General features: G+C 60.7%; 2 protein-coding genes. Both read left to right on the top strand.

Translation table 11 applies throughout. The features are described from left to right. Positions 1-70 precede the first annotated feature (70 nt). Positions 71-490, top strand: a complete 420-nt coding sequence (locus JF781_RS27600) for an MmpS family transport accessory protein (RefSeq protein WP_007172563.1) — start codon at positions 71-73, stop codon at positions 488-490. Next, positions 487-3,420: an RND family transporter gene (locus tag JF781_RS27605; RefSeq protein ID WP_007172562.1), complete on the top strand. Its 2,934-nt coding sequence runs from the start codon at positions 487-489 to the stop codon at positions 3,418-3,420. The genes JF781_RS27600 and JF781_RS27605 overlap by 4 nt, the downstream gene beginning before the upstream one ends. The last annotated feature ends 1 nt before the right edge of the window (position 3,421 follow it).

The raw sequence follows: 3,421 nt of genomic DNA on the forward strand, positions 1-3,421 counted from the left end.
GTCGAATGGGCGGTGGGGCGCCCAACTAGCGGGAGATGGTTGGCTGGGGAGGATTCACGTTGGCGCTGCGATGAAGAAAATGTGGATCGTCCTGGTCATCGTGGCGGTGGTGGCGGTAGCGGGCTTCTGCGTACTGCGGCTTCGCACCTTTTTCGGCGTCCACGACGATCAGACGATGACCAGCGGCATCGCCGATGAGATCAAGCCGTTCAATCCCAAGCGCGTGGTTTACCAGGTTTATGGTCCCCCGGGGACGGTGGCCAACATCAACTACTTGGACATCAATGCCCAGCCCCAGAAAGCTAGCAACGTGCCTTTGCCCTGGACGCTCTCGGTTACCTCGACGCTGCCCTCGGTGAGCGTCAACATCGTCGCGCAGGGCGACAGCAACCAAATCGGCTGCCGGATCATCGTGGACGAGGTGGTCAAGGACGAAAGGTCGAGTCAGGGTATGAATGCGCAAACGTTCTGCATAGTGAAGTCCGCATGACCGATGACCGGGCCGCAGGGCTGCCGCATATGCCGGTTTTCGCGCGAACGGTCCACAAACTCGCGGTGCCCGTCGTCTTTGCCTGGGTGGGGCTTGTCGTCGTCCTCAGCGTCTTGGTTCCATCGCTGGACGCGGTCGCCGAAGAACACACCGTGTCGATGAGCCCCAAGGACGCGCCGTCGATGCAAGCGATGAAGCACATCGGCAAAGTATTCAACGAATTCAACAGTGACAGTGCGGTCATGATCGTGCTGGAAGGTGACAAGCCGCTGGGCGATGAGGCCCACCATTTCTACGACCAGATCGTCCGCAAACTCGAGGCTGACACGAAACACGTCCAGCACGTCCAGGACTTCTGGGGGGATCCGCTGACGGCCGCCGGTTCGCAAAGCTCCGACGGCAAGGCCGCCTATGTGCAGGCGTATCTTGCTGGTAACCAGGGCGAGAGCCTGGCCAGCGAGTCTGTCGCGGCGGTCCGCAAGATCGTGGACAGCGTGCCTGCGCCGTCGGGGGTCAAGGCCTATGTGACCGGCGCTGGGGCGTTGATCGCCGATCAGCACTCGGCCGGACAAAAGAGCCTCCAGAAGGTCACGATCATCACCTTCGTGGTGATCATCGTGATGTTGCTGTGGGTATACCGCTCGATTATCACCGTGTTCAGCACGTTGTTCATGGTGGTGATCGAGGTGATGGCGGCTCGGGGGGTTGTCGCTTTCCTGGCCTACAACAACATCATGGGATTGTCGACCTTCGCGGTTAATATTTTGGTGCTGTTGGCCATCGCCGCTGGGACAGACTATGCGATCTTTATTCTCGGCCGATATCAAGAGGCGCGCGGCCTAGGCGAGGACCGCGAAAAAGCCTTCTACACCATGTTCCACGGAACCGCGCACGTCGTCCTTGGCTCTGGCCTGACTATTGCCGGTGCGATGTATTGCCTGAGCTTTACCCGGCTTCCGTATTTCCAGACTATGGGTATCCCTTGTGCGGTCGGGATGCTGGTCGCCGTTGCTGCCGCGCTGACCTTGGGTCCGGCGGTCCTGACCGTCGGCAGTTTCTTCAAGCTGTTCGATCCTAAGCGCAAGATGCGGACCCGGGGATGGCGACGGGTGGGCACCGCGATCGTGCGCTGGCCCGGGCCAATTCTCGCGGTGTCAGTCGCGATCGCCCTCATCGGTCTACTCGCCCTACCCGGTTATCAAACCAATTACGACAACCGGCTGTATTTACCCCCGAGCGTCCCCGCGAATATCGGCTACGCCGCCGCCGAACGGCATTTCCCCGCGTCCCGGATGAATCCGGAATTGTTGATGATCGAGACCGATCACGACATGCGCAACCCGGCGGGCATGCTGGTGTTGGACCGGATCGCCAGGGGGGTCTTCCACATCCCGGGTGTCGCGCGCGTCCAGGCGATCACCCGGCCGCTGGGAACGCCGATCGAGCACACCTCAATCCCGTTCCAGATCAGCATGCAAAACACCACGCAGGTCGAAAACCAGCAGTACATGCACCAGCGCATGGACGACATGCTCAAGCAGGCCGACGCGATGCAACAGTCCATCGACACCATGCAGCGCATGTACAACATCACCTCGCAGATGGCCGCGGTCACCCACCACATGGACGGCCTCACGCATGAAATGTTGGATGTCACAAACACATTGCGCGACAACATCGCCAACTTCGATGATTTCTTCCGGCCGATTCGCAGCTACTTCTACTGGGAAAAGCACTGCTTCGACATCCCGGGCTGCTGGTCGCTGCGATCCCTCTTCGACGCGCTCGACGGTCTGGATCAGATCACCGAAAAATTCACCTATCTTGCCGGCGACATATCTCAGCTGGACGCCTTGATGCCGCAGATGCTGGCGCAGATGCCGCCCATGATCGCCACCATGACGACCATGAAGCAAATGATGCTGACCATGCACAGCTCGATGTCGTCGCTGTATGACCAGATGGACGTGATGAGCCAAAACTCGACCGCCATGGGCCAGGCCTTCGACGCCGCCAAGAACGACGACTCGTTCTACATCCCGCCGGAAGTCTTCGACAACCCCGACTTCAAGCGCGGTCTGAAGATGTTCCTGTCGCCGGACGGGCACGCGGCCCGCTTCATCATCTCCCATGAAGGGGATCCCGCGACCCCGGAAGGCATTTCGCACGTCGAGCCGATCAAGAACGCAGCCAAGGAAGCCATCAAGGGAACTCCGCTGGAGGGCGCCAAGATCTACCTTGCCGGCACCGCCGCGGTCTACAAGGACATGCGCGACGGCTCCAAATACGACCTGATGATCGCGGCAATAGCTGCGGCCAGCCTGATTTTGATCATCATGCTGATCATCACCCGAAGCCTGGTCGCCGCGGTCACCATCGTGGGCACGGTGCTGATCTCGTTGGGCGCCTCGTTCGGACTGTCCGTGCTGGTGTGGCAGGACATCATCGGCTTCAAACTGCACTGGATGGTGCTGGCGATGTCCATCATCTTGATGCTGGCCGTCGGATCCGACTACAACCTGCTGCTGGTGTCCCGTTTCAAAGAAGAAATCGGTGCCGGTTTGAAAACCGGAATCATCCGCTCGATGGCCGGCACCGGTGCGGTGGTGACGTCTGCGGGCCTGGTCTTCGCCGCCACCATGGCCTCGTTCATATTCAGCGATTTGAAAGTCGTCGGGCAGGTCGGCACCACCATCGGCCTGGGTCTGCTGTTCGACACCCTGATCGTGCGCTCATTCATGATGCCGTCCGTCGCCGCGCTGCTGGGGCGCTGGTTCTGGTGGCCGCAGCAGGTACGCACTCGCCCGGCCAGCCAGCTACTTCGGCCCTACGGGCCACGTTCGGCGGTTCGCGCCTACCTGCTGCCCCGGCAAGATGACCCGCAGTCGGCGACCACCGACCGGTTCCCGGCGGCCTCACCGCACTACTAAG

This window comes from Mycobacterium sp. WUMAC-067 (assembly GCF_020217485.1).
Lineage (GTDB): Bacteria > Actinomycetota > Actinomycetes > Mycobacteriales > Mycobacteriaceae > Mycobacterium.

Excerpts from the sequence above, each read along its gene's own strand:
- JF781_RS27605 (WP_007172562.1), top strand. The coding sequence starts at position 487 with ATGACCGATGACCGGGCCGCAGGGCTGCCGCATATGCCGGTTTTCGCG.
- JF781_RS27600 (WP_007172563.1), top strand. The coding sequence starts at position 71 with ATGAAGAAAATGTGGATCGTCCTGGTCATCGTGGCGGTGGTGGCGGTA.